Here is a 17,201-nt window from a genome sequence, read left to right as displayed (position 1 = left end):
TATTTCCAAAACAAACCGAATCTGTATCAGCCATAATGGTAATACTTGGATCTGGATTGATGTTGAAAGTCGTAATATTTGAATATACAGAATTGCAAGAATCAAAAGCCATCCTTCTGTAACAAGTCGATACCAATAGGGCAGGAGGATTGAAAGTTGCAGTATTTTCTCCAGAAATATTTACCCATGTAGGGTTTGCCGCGGAGCAATCTTCCGCTTTTTGCCATTGAATCATTCCACCTGACGGATTTTGAATGCTTGCGATGGTCAAAGGATTGAAACCTGCACAGTTTGTTGAAGTATTTTCAGCAATTGAACCAGGTGTCAAAACTGGATAGACTTTGATATTAAGCGTCTGACTTTGTGGTGATTGGCATTCTGTTGTTTGGCATTTTGCGGAAATGCTGAAATTTGTACTAGCCGAAATTTCAATATTTGCACCTATCATTCCATTGCTCCAAATTACATTACCAACACAGTTTGTGGCGGCTATTGTTATAGTTTCTCCAAAGCAATAATTTAGTTTTGAAGTAGAAATATTTGGAGCATCAATTCCAGGAACCACCGTAATATTCACACTTTTAGAAATAGCATCACAAGAGTTTTTGCAAGTGACAGTGTAAGTGGTATTTTCAATGGGAGCGACATTTATTTGGGCAGAAGTTTCTCCAGAAGACCAAAGGATTTGGCCTTTACAACCTGAACTTGAAATACTTAATGAAGCACCTGTACAAATTGTAGAATCTGTAAAAGGAACCGAAATACTCAATTGCGGATGAAAAACAGCCGAAACAACATTGGATGTGGCGATGTTGCAAGAACTATTGACACAGTCTACTCTTGCTCTAAAGTGGAAAGTGCTATCGTTTCCAGGGTTATCAAAACTAAAAGTTAAAGCATCTGAAACAGAAATATTTTTCCAAGCTGTAGAACTTTGAGAAGAGCTTGTTTTATTTATTTGCCATTGAATATCACATGTTCCTGCACCGCCAATTACAGTTTTTGTGAGATTGAGGGTATTTCCAAAACAAACTGAATCTGAGTTAGCTACAATACTTATACTTGGGTCAGGATTAATAGTGAAAGTCGTAATATTTGAATAAACTGTATTGCAAGAATCAAAGGCCATCCTTCTGAAACAAGTGCTCACCAAAAGGGCTGGAGGGTTAAAAGTTACTGAGTTTTCTCCCGCAATATTTACCCAAGTAGGGTTTTCTGCCGAGCAATCTTCCGCTTTTTGCCATTGAATGGTTCCTCCAGAAGGATTTTGAATGCTTGCTATGGTCAATGGATTGAAACCTGCACAATTCGTTGAAGTATTTTCGGCTATAGAACCTGGAGTTAAAAGTGGATAGACTTTGAAATTAAGCGTTTGACTTTGTGGAGATTGGCATTTTTGTGAGAAGCAATAAGCAGAAATGCTGAAGTTATCATTTGCTGTAAATTCAATACTCGCACCTTGCATTCCATTGCTCCAAATTACATCACCAACACAGTTTGTTGCAGTTATTTTTATAGTTTCTCCAAAGCAATAATTCAATTGTGAAGTAGCAATGTTTGGAGCTTCAATTCTAGGAACCACAGTAATATTCACACTTTCAGTAACAGCATCACAAGAGTTTTTGCAAGTGACCGTATAAGTAGTATTTTCAACAGGTGCAACATTTATTTGAGCAGAAGTTTGACCAGTAGACCAGAGAATTTCGCCTTTACAGCCTGAACTTGAAATACTTACATTTGCACCAGCACAAATTGTAGAATCTGTAAAAGGAACCGATATACTCAATTGTGGATGAAAAACAGCCGAAACTACATTGGAAGTGGCAATGTTGCATGAACTATTTATGCAATCCACTCTTGCTCTAAAGTAGAAAGTGCTATCATTTCCAAGGTTATCAAAACTATATGCTAAAGCGTCTGAAATTGATATATTTTTCCAAGTAGTAGAACTTTGAGAAGAACTGACTTTATTGATTTGCCATTGAATATCACAAATTCCTTCACCACCAATTACGGTTTTTGAGATATTAAGCGTTTTTCCAAAACAAACCGAATCTGTATCTGAAAAAATGCTGATGCTTGGGTCAGGGTTGATGTTGAAAGTTGTAATATTTGAATAAACAGTATTGCAAGAATCAAAGGCCATTCTTCTGTAACAAGTGCTAACCAATAGGGCAGGAGGGTTAAAAGTAGCAGTATTTTCTCCCATTATATTTACCCAAGTAGGGTTTGCCGCTGAGCAATCTTCCGCTTTTTGCCATTGAATGGTTCCTCCAGAAGGATTTTGAATGCTTGCTATGGTTAATGGATTAAAGCCAGCACAATTTGTTGAAGTATTAGAAACAATAGAACCTGGCGTTAAAACTGGATAAACTTTGATGTTAATCGTTTGACTTTGTGGTGATTGGCATTCTGAGGTTTGGCATTTTGCGGAAATACTAAAATTTGTATTAGCCGAAATTTCAATATTTGCACCTTTCATTCCATTGTTCCAAATTATATCACCCGAGCAGTTTGAGGCATTTAAAGTAATGATTTCTCCAAAGCAATAATTTAGTTTTGAAGTAGCAATGTTTGGAGCCTCAATTCCGGGAACCACCGTAATATTTACACTTTCAGATACCGCATCACATGAGTTTTTACAAGTGACAGTATAGGATGTATTTTCAGTAGGGGCAACATTTATTTGGGGAGAAGTTTGACCATTGGACCAAAGAATTTCTCCTTTACAGCCTGAACTTGAAATGTTTACATTCGCACCAGTACAAATTGTAGAATCTGAAAAAGGCACTGAAATACTTAATTGAGGATGAAAAACAGCCGAAACAACATTGGAAGTTGCGATATTGCATGAACTATTGATACAATCCACTCTTGCTCTAAAATAGAAAGTGCTATCATTCCCTAAATTATCGAAACTAAAAGCTAAAGCTTCTGAAACAGAAATATTTTTCCAAGCTGTAGAACTTTGAGAGGAACTAGTTTTATTTATTTGCCATTGAATATCACAAGTTCCTTCACCACCAATTAAGGTTTTTGTGAGATTTAGATTATTTCCAAAACAAACAGAATCCGTATCAGCCACAATGTTTATACTTGGGTCAGGATTGATGTTGAAAGTAGTAATATTGGAATAAACAGTATTGCAAGAATCAAAGGCCATCCTTCTGAAACAAGTCGAAACCAATAGGGCAGGAGGGTTGAAAGTATTTCCATTTTCTCCAGAAATATTCACCCAAGCAGGCTTTGCCGCTGAACAATCTTCCGCTTTTTGCCATTGAATAGTTCCACCTGATGGATTTTGAATGCTTGCGATGGTCAATGGATTGAAACCCGCACAATTTGTAGAAGTATTTGAAACAATAGAACCGGGCGTCAAAACTGGATAAACTTTGATATTAAGCGTTTGACTTTGTGGAGATTGGCATTTTTGATCGAAACAAGAAGCCGAAATGCTAAAGCTTTCATTTGCAGTAATTTCAATACTCGCACCTTTCATTCCATTGTTCCAAATTATATCACCCGAGCAGTTTGAGGCATTTAAAGTAATGATTTCTCCAAAACAATAATTTAGTTGTGAAGTAGCAATATTTGGAGCTTCAATTCCAGAAACCACCGTAATATTCACACTTTCAGATACCGCATCACATGAGTTTTTACAAGTGACTGTGTAAGTGGTATTTTCAATGGGAGCGACATTTATTTGGGCAGAAGTTTCTCCAGTAGACCATAGGATTTGGCTTTTACAACCTGAACTTGAAATACTTACATTCGCACCTGCACAAATTGTTGAATCTGTAAAAGGCACCGAAATACTTAAATCAGGATGAAAAACAATTGAAAGCACATTGGAAGTAGCGATATTGCAAGAACTATTAATGCAATCCACTCTTGCTCTAAAATAGAAAGTGCTATCGTTTCCTGGATTATCAAAACTAAAGGCTAAAGCGTCTGAAACAGAAGTATTTTTCCAAGCTGTAGAACTTTGAGAAGAACTAACTTTATTGATTTGCCATTGAATATTACAAATTCCCTCACCTCCAATTACTGTTTTTGTGATATTAAGCGTTTTTCCAAAACAAACCGAATCTGAGTCAGCCACGATGTTTATACTTGGATCTGGATTGATGTTGAAAGTCGTAATATTTGAATATACAGTATTGCAAGAATCAAAAGCCATCCTTCTGTAACAAGTCGATACCAAAAGAGAAGGAGGGTTGAAAGTTGCAGTATTTTCTCCCACTATATTTATCCAAGTAGGGTTTGCGGCGGAGCAATCTTCCGCTTTTTGCCATTGAATCGTTCCACCAGACGGATTTTGAATACTTGAAATTGTTGAGGGATTATAACCTGCACAATTTGTTGAAGTATTTTCTACAATTGAACCAGGTGTCAAAACTGGATATACTTTGATATTAAGCGTTTGACTTTGTGGTGATTGGCATTCTGAAGTTTTGCATTTTGCGGAAATGCTGAAATTCTCACTGGCTAAAACTGAAATTTCATTCCCAGTTTGACTATTAGACCAAAATATTTCTCCAACACAATTTGTAGCCGAGAGCATTATGTTTTCCCCAAAACAATAATTAAGCCTTGGAGTGCTAATAGTAGGAGCATTTGATTGGATTTCTAAAACTGTAATTGTTATTCCTGCATCGGAAGGAGTAATGCATTCGCCCACCTTGCAAGTTGCAGTATAGGTTGTGGTATTGTCTGGAGAAACGGAAAGTGAAAGTCCAGTATCTCCTGTTGACCAAGTAAGAATTCCCGTGCAATTACTGGCAGATATCGTGGTGCTAGCACCTTTACAAATGCTTGTTTCACCACTTAAAATCGGCTTTTGAGGCAAATCTACGGTTAGTTTTACGCCAGATGTGGAGGTATTTATTACGCATGTATTTCCTCCGCCGTTGTCAAAAGTTAGCTTGCATCTATAATATCCTTCTTCCGTTTTTTGAATATTTGATAAAATTAAGGAGTTGTTTACTTTCCCAGAAATATCTACAAATGAGCCTGAAGTCCCTGCTCGATATTGCCATTGGTATAAGGATACATTCCCAAATATAGTGTAATCAGAAATATCAATTGTTTTAGTCTGTCCTTCGCAAGTGGCCAAAGGACTGCCTGTTCCAGTTATAGAATTAACCGAAAGTGTAGCTTCATCGCTGAAAACTACGCAAGTGCCCTTGGTAAATTTTGCTCGGAATGCACTTAAGTGAGGATTGGTAGTATTCCCAATATTTGTGAGTGTTAAAGTTTGAGCTGTTGCTCCACTTATTTCACTAAAAACCGTTTCTCCAGGCAATTTTCTTTCCCAAATTATTTGGTCATAATTGTTAGCTGAAACACTAAAAATCGCTTGATTCCCTTTACATCTTGCAATATTTTGAGGTTGTGAACTGATGGTGGTTCCTTGAAGAGTTTCTATAACAAAACTTGAATCTCCTGTACAACCTTCGGCATCAATGACATGTATTGCGTACGTTTTAGCAGCTAAATTTTCGAAAATACCTGTTTGGTTTTCATTTAATCCATCTAAAGTGTATGTAAATGGTGAGGTACCTACTAAGGTGGATATTTGTAAATTACCATCTGATAAACCAAGGCAGCTTACAGAAGTTTTAATGGCTTCCATTTTCAATGGATTTTTCAGGGTAATATTTCCCTCAATTCTATCTGTTTCACAAAACACGCCATTGGATTCCTTTGAATAAGAAACAAAAAAGTTTTGTGCTGTTTGGATATTTGTAACTGTAAATTGTGCTCCTTCAGCTAATTGAAAAGGTAAGTTTTCGCCTTCCCACCAGATGTATTTTCCCCCAGTGAAACTTCCTGTTGCCTCTAAAATGGCATTGTTACCTTTACAAACTTCCTGAGCTATTACGTTTGGAATGGTGGCTAGTTCAGGAAAAAGATTTTCGATTATTATTTTTGCAGAACCTTCACAATAGGCTTTTTTAGCAATTACTTTATAAGAGCCACCAGTCGAAATGGTAAACTCGCCGGAGGTATTGGACTGTTGGAGGGTATTTGATTCGAAAAGGTCATAACTATCTGGCAAAAAGCCTGTTGGTGAGATAATAGTTGTTAGAATACCCTCTCTGTTAAAATTTCCTGATGAGCATAATGTTTCGATATCTGAAGTAATGTTTATTGTAAAAGGCTCACTAATGACAGCAGAAAAAGGTTTCAAAGAGCTTTCACAACCTTTGCTATCAATTTGACTTACATAAAAATTTTGGCTCCCAACATTGCTGATATCTATTTGATTTGATGGCAATAAGGTTTTAAAGTCGTCAAACCATTTCAATAAACTACTATCAGTGGCTTCGGCAATAAGATCTGCTGGATTATCGCTTTTACAAAAACCGATTTCATTGGCTATTGTTGGTTCGAAAGGCAATGGATTTACAATAATTTTGACGGTTTCAGATACAATATTTGGACCGCAGTCCGAACTTACCTCACATTTTATTTCTGCATTATCATCTGTTAGCTGGACATTTTCCAAATCTAAAGTATTTTGGTCTGAGCCTATTGTCGAACCATTTTTGTACCATTGATAATGAACAGTTCCGCTCCCAGATGCTTCAATAGAGAATGTTATGTTTCCATTTTCACAAACTTCTGTTTCAATAGGCTGGGTATTTATGACTGTTTTGGCTAAAATATTTAAAGTCGCAGCAGTCGAAGTTTCTGTTCCACATTGTCCAATAATTTGAAGTTTATAATCTCCAGCATTCGCTAAGGCAATATTTTTAAATTTCAAAGTTTCATTTGTAGAATCTGATAGAATTGAATTGTCTTTTAACCACTGGAACAAAACTGGAGCTTCAGCTTCCCAAATTGTATTTAATTCTATATTTGATCCTTCACAAAACGTGCTTCCGGTTGGATTTTGAGTGATCTGAGTTGGTTTTTTAATATAAAGGCTTATTTCTGTTGTATCTGAATAACAATAGGCGTTTTCTGTAAATATCAAGAAATTATAAGTGCCTGGATTTTTGCTATTTGGTAAGTCAACGTTGAAATTTGAAGAGTAAATAGCTTCTGAGATTTCCACAAAACTAGGTAAAGCGTTGGTGCCATTCAAAACATAAATTTGTAATGGGTCATTTTGAACATTCGTAAAAACTACATCGAAGCTATTTTCTGATGGGCAAATGCTAAAGTTTGCACTAAATTCCTGGCTAGGAATGGCTCTAACAATTCCTGAAAATTCTTTTCTGTAACTTTCACAAGTATTGGCATCTTTTAGACTATAAAAGAACTTGGTATTTTCTGAAATATTTGGACTTGTAAAGTTTGGAGAATTAGACACCTTTGGTGCTAAAAGGGTGTCAGTATACCAGTAGAAATTGCCCGGTTGTGAAATAGAAGTATTTATTTTTCCTTCTCCACACCTTTCCACATCAGGTATTTGGTTAGGTGCTGATGGGCGAGCATAAATTGTATAGGTAACAGGTGTGGAGTTTAAAACACAAGAACCTGTTTGTTCAAGACCATCGTCTCCTTGTGATATATTGGTAAAATTTGCAGAAATTCTAAAAGGAGATTCTCCTGGTTTAATATGGTTAATTTTTAAAGTATCAGTATTTATTCCAGAATAGTGAGAAGAGGGTAAAATGTCAACATAGGGAATTCCAGATTTATATTGCCATTGGTAGGTCAATACTTGTCCGACTTTGTTGGTCAAATATATTTTAGCGGTGTCTCCTTCACAATACTTTTTAGTAGCCGTTGGGTTAACCGAACTTACTTGGTTTACAAATAAATTACCCGAATTAGAATAATTTTCGCAGCCATTTTGGTCAGTTACTATACATTTGTACTGATAGTTGTGATTAGAATTAATTAGACTTTTTACAGAAAGTTGAGAAGTAGTTACGCCAGCATATTTTGTGGTATTCGACAAATTCAAGAAATTGCTCCCGCCATCTGTACTTTGTTGCCATTGATAGCTTAAGGTGCCACTTCCGGTGGCCGAGGTCTTAAAAACTGCCGTAAGTCCGTTACATTGGGTAATGTCAATCGGATGAAAATTAAAAACTGGTCTTTGGGGATCTATTGTTATTTCGTTACTATAAATTGAACCGTTGGCATTTGAAACCATCAACCTGAAAGTGATAGCTTCTTTAATGTTATAAAAGGTATAATTTATGATTCCAGACGTGGAACTAGGGTCGCCGCTTGCTCCAGTTATATTTTCCCAAGTATCGGTTGTAGAGTTTTTTTTCTCGAATTGATAAAAATTGGCATTGGATACGGTAGCTGTTGTACTTAATTGTCCATCATAACAAACTACGCTTGGTGTAGTGTTAAGGGCATTTGTAAAACTTGGGCTCTGGGAAAAGCCAGTGCCAAAAACAAATAGAAATACAAAAGTTAAAAGTATAGTTATGAATCTCATAGCGAAAGATTAAAGAATAAAAATAGTAAAATATTTTTTCTTCTAAAAAAAATCAGGCGGTTTTTAAACAATAATGCCGACTAAAAAGTCGGCACATTTGCATTTAACCCTAACCATTATGAATTATAACCTATGAATTTTTCAATATTTATTGTATTTCTTTGATCGTAACAAAGTAAAAATTTCGTAAAAACCTAGAATCAATAGCAATGGCAAAATGAAAATCAAGTCTAACCTGTAGAATGAAAATCCAAAATCGCCTAAATCAAATAAGTTTGTTAAGATTGTCATAGTTTTTACTTTTTGTGTTACAAATGTATAATCTAAAAAATGATATTTATAGCGTAAAAATACCTTATTTATTATACGGTAATTTTTGGTTTTTAGACCAAATAAAAATCAAGAAGTAACACTATTATTTTAAAAACTAAAAAATATAGCAAACAAAATCCTAAGAAGCATTGGCTAAGGTTTTGATAAAGAAAAGCTTAGGGTGTCATTTTTTATTCAAAAAAAATCAAAAATCTAAGGTGTTAGTTTTCCATCGACCAGTTTTGAAATACGCAATCGCCATCACAGCCAAAATAGATTCACTGATTACAATAGACCAAAACACGCCTGTTTGTTTCCAATCAAAATGTATGGCTAAAATATAGGAGAGTGGAATTTGGATGATCCAAAATCCGATAATATTCAACACTGTTGGTGTTTTTGTATCGCCAGAGCCATTGATTGCCTGTGACATTACCATTCCAAAACCAAAGAAAATATAACCCGCACACAAGATTTGAAGACATTCGACGCCAGTATTCAAAACAACTTCATGCTTGTCGAAAGCACCAACTAGGGGTTTTGCAAATATGAAAAAGAAAATGGCTACAATTCCTAAAAACACCATATTGAAAAATCCCGCCCTCCAAGCAGATTTCGCAGCTCTTTCTGGCTGCTTGGCTCCAAGGTTTTGCCCAACAAGTGTAGAGGCGGCATTCGCCAATCCCCAAGATGGCAAAATAGTAAACACGATAATTCTGATAGCGATGGTATAGCCTGCCACCACTTCTGAGCCAAAATCTGAGAGAATTCTTATCAAAAACACCCAACTTGCCGACTGGATAATAAACTGTCCAGCTCCACCAGCCGATATTTTTAAAATTTCAAAAATCAATTTCCAATCTGCAAACCACTTTTTGAAGTCCAGTTTTAGGTTTATACTTCCAACAAAAAACGCAGAGATTTGGATAATTACGCCTATACTTCTTCCAATTAAGGTAGCCATAGCCGCACCTTCTACGCCCATTCCCATGACGGGCACGAATATGAAGTCGAGAAACATGTTGATGATATTGCCAATTACCATAACTTTCATGGCAAGGGAGGCATTGCCCGCACCACGAAGTGCACCGCCTAATGAAAATAATAACATGATAATAGGTGCACTCAGGAATTGAATTTGGGTATAGCTCAAACCTTCTTGAATAAGTTCAGGCGAGCCGCCCATCAATCTTAGAATATCTTCTGAATAAAAATAGCCAAGGATACCTAATAATATTCCAATTCCCCCCGAAATGTTGATAATTTGCATCAAAGATTTCGAAGCATCTTTGGGGTTTTTCTCTCCTATTTTTCTTGCAATAATGGCTGTTGCTGCAGTACTTATTCCCCAAGCCAATGAATATATTATAGTAAGCACCGATTCTGTCAAACCGACGGTGGCCATTCCATTTATTCCTACATATTTGGCCACAAAAAAAGCATCAACTAAAGCAAATAACGATTCGAATGACATTTCGATAACCATCGGGATGGCCAGTAATATCAGTGCTTTGTTGATAGAAATGTTTGTATAATCTTGTTCCTCATCGCCTTTTAGGGCTTTAAGTATGAGTTTTATGTATTTCATTTAATATGTATCTTAACCAATCAATTGTTATGTTTTGTACTAAAGTAAAGCTTTAAATTCGTCTTCACTTATCATTTTTACACCGAGGTCTTCTGCTTTTTTTAATTTGGAAGGTCCAGCTCCATCGCCTACGATTAGGAAATCTAGTTTTTTAGAAACTCCGCTTACTAATTTCCCTCCGTTACTTTCTATTTTTTGTTCTAATTCTTCTCTCGAAAACGACGCAAAAGTGCCAGTATATAAGAATGTTTTACCTTCTAATGCATTGCTTTCATGTTCCGTTACAATATTGTCCGCCTCAAACTTTAAGCCTCCCGTTTTTAGGTTTTGGATTATCCTTAGATTTTTTTCTTCTTTCAAAAACTGCAAAAGACTCTGTGCAACTTTCTCGCCTACGTCTGGTACGGTTTTCAATTCCTCAAAACTTGCGGCCTCTAATGCCTCTTGGGTTTTAAAATAAGCAGCCAATTTTTGAGCAGTAGTTTCACCCACAAACCGAATGCCTAGTGCAAACAAAACTTTACTATAGGGCTGATTTTTAGAGTTTTCTATTCCATCAAGAATATTCTGCACGGTTTTGTCTTTGAAACTTACTTTTCGTTCTTTTCCGGTAGTTTCGTCCACATGCGTTTTTTCTATACCTATTAGTTTGTCATAAGTGAGGGTATAAAGGTCCGAAACATCTTGAATAATGCCCTGCTCCATCAAAATCTCAATTTTTCCTTCACCAAGACTATCTATATTCATGGCTTTTCTTTGGATAAAATGCTCAATTCGGCCTTTTATCTGTGGAGGGCAACCCATTTCGTTGGGGCAATAATAGGCAGCTTCGCCTTCGTTTCTATATAATTTTGAACCACAGGCAGGGCAATTTTCAGGAAACTGAACTTTGTTATCAGCTCTAGTTTCTTCATTTCGTAGTTTGGAAGTATCTACACCTGTCACTTTCGGGATAATCTCACCTGCTTTTTCTACTAAAACCTCATCGCCTATTGCCAAGCCTAATCTTTGAATCTCGTCTGCATTGTGCAAGGTAGCTCTTCGCACAGTGGTCATAGATAGCTCCACAGGTTTTAGTTCGGCCACAGGCGTAACAGCTCCAGTGCGACCAACTTGGAAAGTTACATCCAACAAAGTCGTTGATTTTGACTCAGCTTTATATTTGTAAGCTATCGCCCAACGTGGGCTTTTGGCCGTAAAACCCAAGTCTTCCCTTTGTGCATAATTGTTGATTTTTATCACAATTCCATCCGTAGCACATCTCAGACTATGTCGTTTTTCGCTCCACTCATTTATATAAGCTATCACACTTTCTATATCATTGACTTTGCGATAAGAATCCGAAACATTAAAGCCGGCCTTTTTCAATGCAATTAAACTCTCTTCATGGGTTTTGAAATTATCGTTTTCAGACATGTATTGATAAATAAAACAGTCCAAGTTTCTACTGGCCACTACACCAGAATCCTGCATTTTAAAAGTACCAGCAGCCGCATTTCTTGGGTTTGCAAGTCTGTCTTCACCAATATCTTCTCTTTCAGCGTTGATTCTTTCAAACACTTCGGTGGGCATAAATCCCTCTCCACGGATTTCAAAATCCAAGCCAATGTCGTCATTTCCAAATAAACCAATTTGTGGATTTGTGGTCTTTTTTGCGTTTATTTTTAAGGGTAAACTCCTTAATGTTTTAATATTTGTCGTAATATCATCGCCTTGTGTACCATCGCCACGGGTTACACCTCTAACCAAAATCCCATTTTCGTAAGTCAATGAAAGAGAAATGCCATCAAATTTTATCTCACATATATATTCATAAGTAGCACCGTTGAGGCCTTTTTTTACTCTTTCGTCCCATTCTCTGAGTTCGTCTTCGCTATAAGTATTTGATAGGGAGAGCATGGGATATTTGTGCGTAACCGTTTCAAAGTTTTTGGTTATGCCGCCGCCTACTCTATGACTTGGTGAGTCAGGGAGTTTTAGTTCAGGATGTTGGTTTTCAAGGGTTTCTAGTTCTTTAAGCAAAAAGTCAAACTCTTGATCCGAAATCTCCGATACGGCTTCTTGATAGTATTTGTTATTGTAATAATTGAGGAGGTTGGTTAACTCTTCTATACGTTCAGCGGCTGACATAGAGCAATGGTTTTTTTTACAAAAATACTGAAACTACTTAATTCTCCATTTAATTCTTCCCGAATCATTTTTATGTAAATTATTAAATGACATTAAAAGCATAATTATTTGATTTCGAAAAACATAAAGCTATTCAAAAATGTTAAGATAATAATACAAGTTTTAAGATGAAAGTAGGGAGTGCGGAATTGGACAATTTTAGGCTAAAAGGTGATAAAGCAGCTGATGATTTATTGGCTTTTTTGTTTGAAAAACATCAACACAATTTAGGTAAAATTTTGCTTCCTTTTTTAAGCGATTTTGATTCTCTCGATATTTCAAAACAAGATGAAGCTGTTCAGGATTTCTTTAAAAAACATGCAGATTTACCAGTTTTCTTCGATTTGAAATCATGCCTAAGAGCAACTGAATTTTACAAAAAAAACCAAATCTCAATAGGTATAGTGTTAGCTTGTTATTCGTTGCCATATTGTTATCTCGGCGAAGATGGAGCAAGGGTTTTGGGCTTTTCGGGCAGGATTCAAAGCCAAACCACCAGGCGGTTGCAGGAAACTGGAAAATATATTCTAAAAGTGATGCAAGCCAGTTCATGGGAAAATGGTAAAGCCATTCAGGTGATTCTTAAAGTTAGACTAATGCATGCTTTTTGGAGGTTAATGATTTTAAAATCAGGTAATTGGAATATGGATTGGGGAATTCCGATTAATCAAGAGGATATGTTGGGTACCAATTTGGCTTTTTCTTTGATTGTATTAAGAGGCCTTAAAAAATTGGGCAAAAGTGTTGATGTCACTTATGAACAAGCGTATCTCAATCATTGGGCTTTTATTGGCCATTTTATGGGAATTGAAACCGAGCTTTTGGTGTTTTCAATAAAAGATGCACAAAGACTCGACAAATTGATAGCTACTCGACAGTTTAGGTCTTCCGAAATCGGAAAGGAATTAACAGCGGCCTTGCAGGGTGCATTTTTGGATATATCTAAAAACGAAGCTGTTGCAGGTTTTTTTGAAGCCCAGTCAAGGTTTTTATTGGGTGCTGAAAATGCTGATAAATTGGGAATTGAATCAAAATACAATATCTCAGAAACTTTACTAAAAACAATAAATAATACAAGTTCATTTTTCTCTCAAATATTTGCTTAGACAGATGCGAAACAAAATAAAAGAACAATACATAAACTATATACTCGAAAACGGTCATGAGCCAGAGTCGATTTTTAAATTTTCGAAAAAAATCAAGATCAAAGAGGACGAATTCTACGAAAACTTCAATTCGTTCGTGCAAATAAATGCTGAGTTTTGGAAAGATCTGGTAGAGGAGACTTTGGCGGAAATTCAAACCGAAGGAGTATATGAAGGCTATTCGGTAAGGGAAAAATTGCTATCGTTTTTGTTTACTTTGATTGAAAACCTGAAAAGAAACAGAAGTTTTATCTTGAAAATCTATGAAAAAGCAGACAAGCCTTTGGCTTTTAAATCCAATGCGGAATTTATAAATGCCAAGGAAATTTTTGTGGAATTCATGAATGATTTGGTGGTTTCTGGTCAAGAATCTCGTGAAATAGAACCTCGTTCTATACCATTTCTAACGGCCAAATATCCAGATTTAATTTGGGTCTTAGTATTAGCCATTATCGAATTTTGGATAAAAGATGAAAGCAGGGTTTTCGAAAAAACAGATACATTAATAGAAAAATCGGTAAATACTGCCATGGATTGGATGGGTAGAACGCCTTTCGATAGTTTGTTTGATTTGGGTAAATTTTTATTTCAAAACCGTTAATCCAAACTCTTTTTTAAGAAAAAATAATATGAAAAATCAGGAACATATTCCTACTTCCAAAGTCGCCAGAGCCACACAATTTGTAAAAGCAACAGCTAAAGTGGGTGGAAATTACATAAAACACTATGGTAAAAAACTCATAGATCCATCTCTTACCAAAGAGCAACTTCACGCCGACAATGCCGAAGATGTATATGAGGCTTTGAGTAATCTTAAGGGTTCAGCCTTAAAAATGGCTCAAATGATGAGTATGGACAAAAGCCTATTGCCGAAGGCATATTCTGACAAATTTGCCATGTCTCAGTATTCCGCACCGCCACTTTCTGGGCCTTTGGTGGTTAAGACTTTTAAGAGCAGTTTGGGTAAGTCCCCCTTCGATATTTTTGATGAATTTAGCATGGATGCAGCAAACGCAGCCAGTATAGGTCAGGTGCATAAAGCCAAAAAAGACGGGAAGGATTTGGCTGTTAAAATTCAATATCCAGGTGTGGCCTCAAGTATAAGTTCAGACCTGAAAATGGCTCGTCCACTGGCTGTGCAATTATTAAATCTTAATGATGCTGAGATAGACAGGTACTTTGTGGAGGTAGAAACAAAGTTACAAGAAGAGGCCGATTATAGTTTAGAACTTAAACGTTCAATGGAAGTAACCGAATTGTGCAAAGCAATTCCAAATACTTTTTATCCAAAATATTACCCTGAATATTCTTCAGAAAGAATCATTACGATGGATTGGCTTGAAGGTTTGCATTTAAAAGAGTTTTTAGCAACCAATCCTTCTCAAAAACATAGAGATCAAATAGGTCAGGCACTTTGGGATTTTTATCATTTCCAAATGCATGAACTCAAGGCTGTACATGCAGATCCACATCCAGGTAATTTCCTTTTTACCCAAGATGGCCGTTTAGGCATACTGGATTTTGGTTGTATTAAAGTAATTCCTGAGGATTTTTATCAAAGTTATTTCGCACTAATAAATCCAAATTTATTGGATAAACCAGAGCGTATGATGGAGATTTTTAAAGAATTGGAATTCATTTTAGAGGAAGATTCTGAATATTTTCAGCAATTCTTTTTTGATCTTTTCTACAAAATGATAGAGATTTTAGGTAGACCTTTTACTAATAGTACATTTGACTTTGGAAATGACGATTATGTAAAAGAAGTATATGGATATTTTGAATATGTCGCAGGAATAAAAGAGTTAAAAAATGCCAAAGCTGCTCGTGGTTCGCAACATGGTTTATATGTAAATCGAACATTTTTCGGGCTTTATACTTTACTAAATGACCTCAAAGCTAAGGTGAATATTCAGATGCCTTAAGTAGATTTTTATAGATGTTTTAAACAAACCTTTTTGATTTTCAAAGAGGTTTTTTTTGTGTTTTTCAGAAAAAAAGTCGCATTGTTTTTTTTATTGATCGGTAGCGAAAAGCTTCATTGTTTATATAATCTTGATATTTTTTTGAATATTTATTTTAAATATTTTTCGGTTGATTTTAAGCCTTAATTTGCTGTAAATAAGAATGTTGTATTTTGGTTATTATGAAGGGGTCTTTTAGCTGGTTTTTCGGGTAGGTGTTTGGCACATTTTTTGAGATTGTAACCATTAGATAATTTTTTTTACTAAAAAGAATGGATTTTTTCAAGAAGTGCCCTAATAATACCTTTGAAGTTTCCAGCAAACTATTCCAAAAAATGAAAATAAATATCCTTAAAAATCCTGTATTAAAAGGAAATTTTCAAACGCTGTTTTTCCTAATTTTGACATTGTCTACTTTTAGAAGTTTTGCGGATGGAACCAAGCAGGTTTCACCTACTAGTGCCCAAATAACTTCTTTGGTTATTAGTTCAACGAGCGGCTCCAATTGGAATGCCCCTCAAGAAAGGAGAATTTATTTTACAATTACGGATCATACGGTCCAAAATTTGTATTTTGGTGCTAATACTTTTATGGATCAATCCGCAAATAATTATACAACATATTACCGCATTAAAGATGCAACTGGTACTGTGATTGGTTCTCCTGCAGTTTTATCGTCAACAATTTCCTATACACAGGCATTCAATGGCCCAAATATTGGTGGAACTAACCCTTCAGGCTATACTCCTAAAACCTTTGATCCATCTGCCAATGGAGATTACTATATAGAGATTTATACTTCTGCTACTGCAGGAGCATCTAGTAATTTGACTACTACTAATATTTGGAGTACATTTTGGGATTTTACAGTTGGTGAAGCTAGTGGAGTAACCCACCCAGGTAGAGTATTTTCTCAGAACTGGAATTTTAGAGCTACTGCACCGACAGATAGTCCAGCTTATTCAGGAGGGTTTGATACAAAAATTAGCCCTGCATTTTATTCTTACACCAATGACCAAACTGTAGTTAAAGTACAGTTTACAGACTTTCAGCCTTTAGGTTTTAATCCCGCATTCAATTCATATGGTGTAAATCCTTCTGAAACTAACTGGTTGGTTGGTAGAAAATCTTTTTCTCAAGGAACCACAATTCCTGCTTTAACCAATAGCTTTAAAACATTTTTATCTAGTCCAGACCCGGGTGTATTTCCGGTTGCAGCATTAGCCGCAGCTCCAACATTATCCGGAAATGTTCAAGGTTGTGCTCCAAATTATAATATTCCTTATAATACTTCTGTTTTGGGAGATGTAAGATTTTTATTAGATTTAAATGGAGTAGCTGGTTATCAGGCTAATTCAATGGATAGGGTTTTAGAGGCTTTAAATGTTCCTGCAGGAAGCAATTTAATGCCTTGGGACGGAAAAGATGGATTAGGTAATGTATTACCACCAAATACAAATGTTATTACCACTATAAGTGTTTTAAGAGGAAGGGTAAATATACCACTATATGATGCTGAATTAAATCAGCAAGGATTTACTGTAAGTTCTATAAGCCCTCAAAGTAGTACAGCCATAAAGTTGTTTTGGGATGATGCATCTACAACAACCATC

Annotated in this window: 7 protein-coding genes; 4 read left to right on the top strand and 3 right to left on the bottom strand. The window is 35.9% G+C overall.

All coding sequences use genetic code 11. The features are described 5' to 3' along the window. The 3 genes from EGI22_RS16980 to ligA form a co-directional block, all read right to left on the bottom strand. Window positions 1-8,410 (bottom strand): immunoglobulin domain-containing protein (locus EGI22_RS16980; RefSeq protein ID WP_255069625.1); only part of this gene is annotated, 8,410 nt, incomplete at its 3' end. 517 nt (window positions 8,411-8,927) lie between these two features. Further along, window positions 8,928-10,310, bottom strand: coding sequence for an MATE family efflux transporter (locus EGI22_RS16975; protein ID WP_255069624.1), 1,383 nt, complete (start codon window positions 10,308-10,310; stop codon window positions 8,928-8,930). A 39-nt stretch (window positions 10,311-10,349) separates the two neighbouring features. Then, on the bottom strand, window positions 10,350-12,440 hold the full coding sequence (ligA, locus tag EGI22_RS16970) for an NAD-dependent DNA ligase LigA (RefSeq protein ID WP_255069623.1): 2,091 nt from the start codon (window positions 12,438-12,440) through the stop codon (window positions 10,350-10,352). Between the two features lie 167 nt (window positions 12,441-12,607). On the opposite strand from ligA, the gene EGI22_RS16965 reads away from it, so the two are divergent. From EGI22_RS16965 to EGI22_RS16950, 4 genes are all read left to right on the top strand, one after another. Next, window positions 12,608-13,585, top strand: coding sequence for an oxygenase MpaB family protein (locus tag EGI22_RS16965; protein ID WP_255069622.1), 978 nt, complete (start codon window positions 12,608-12,610; stop codon window positions 13,583-13,585). 4 nt (window positions 13,586-13,589) lie between these two features. Then, complete coding sequence (locus EGI22_RS16960; protein WP_255069621.1) at window positions 13,590-14,225, top strand: TetR family transcriptional regulator C-terminal domain-containing protein; 636 nt, start codon at window positions 13,590-13,592, stop codon at window positions 14,223-14,225. 28 nt (window positions 14,226-14,253) lie between these two features. Next, window positions 14,254-15,549, top strand: a complete 1,296-nt coding sequence (locus EGI22_RS16955) for an AarF/ABC1/UbiB kinase family protein (protein WP_255069620.1) — start codon at window positions 14,254-14,256, stop codon at window positions 15,547-15,549. A gap of 374 nt (window positions 15,550-15,923) precedes the next feature. Next, window positions 15,924-17,201, top strand: a 1,278-nt coding sequence (locus EGI22_RS16950; RefSeq protein WP_255069619.1) for a hypothetical protein, incomplete at its 3' end; no start/stop codon positions are given.

It is taken from the genome of Lacihabitans sp. LS3-19 (assembly GCF_024343575.1).
In the GTDB taxonomy this organism is placed as follows: Bacteria; Bacteroidota; Bacteroidia; order Cytophagales; family Spirosomataceae; genus Leadbetterella.
This window is presented reverse-complemented; position numbering and strand designations above follow the sequence as displayed.